This is a genomic window from Oleiphilus sp. HI0067 (assembly GCF_001635735.1).
On the sequence record NZ_LWFI01001682.1, the window covers coordinates 1 to 970 of the forward strand.

The 970-nt window shown below is 47.7% G+C and carries 1 pseudogene; it reads left to right on the plus strand.

Annotated features, from left to right (window positions below):
- Window positions 1–970, plus strand: a pseudogene (locus A3739_RS26935) (urea carboxylase); the annotation flags it as partial.

Genomic DNA, 970 nt, shown 5'->3' on the forward strand with positions numbered 1-970 from the left:
TATGCGGAAGATCCATATCGCGACTTCCAACCTTGTCCAGGGTTGCTCAGCAAGGTGTCGTTTCCAGGCTACCCACATGTGCGCATTGATCACTGGATTGAGTCGGGCATTGAAGTACCTCCTTATTTTGATCCTATGTTGGCGAAAGTCATCGTTAAGGGGCATGACCGTCAGCATGCTTTGATTTGTTTACGCGATGCGCTCGATGATATTCGCTTGTACGGTGCAGAAACGAATCTTGCGTATCTNAAGCGTTTGTTACGCGACCCTGTTTTGGAAGGTGGTCTCGTTACGACACGTTATTTGAATGACTTTACATTCACACCTGCACGCATTGATGTGATCACTGGCGGAACGCAGACGACCATTCAAGATTTGCCAGGCCGAGTAGGGTATTGGGATGTTGGCGTTCCGCCATCTGGACCGTTTGATAGTTATTCATTCCAGTTGGGTAATCGCCTATTAGATAACCCAGATGATGCAGCAGGCCTAGAAATTACCGTTCAAGGTCCTGAGCTGCAATTCCAGACAAGCACACAAGTGGTCATCACTGGTGCCAAGATCGAGTCCACCCTTGACGATAAGCCCATTGAGCTAAATCAAGTATTAAGTATTAACGCGGGAGAAGTTCTAAAACTTGGCCGTATTACTGGTGCCGGCACGCGCGCTTATCTTTGCATTCAAGGTGGTTTGAATTGCCCAGCATATATGGGCTCTCGTTCGACATTTACCTTAGGACAGTTTGGCGGACATAACGGTCGTGCTTTGCGTATTGGTGATGTCTTACATCTAAATCAGATTGATCGCGCTGGGGATGAAAGTTCTTCAGATGACAATACTTCTCTTGATAGTAGCTCCCATGAGCAGGCGCCGATTGAACTTCTCCCTAGCATTGAAAACATGTGGGAGCTGCGGGTTATCTGCGGGCCTCATGGTTCGCCTGACTTTTTCACACGGGAAGATATTGATA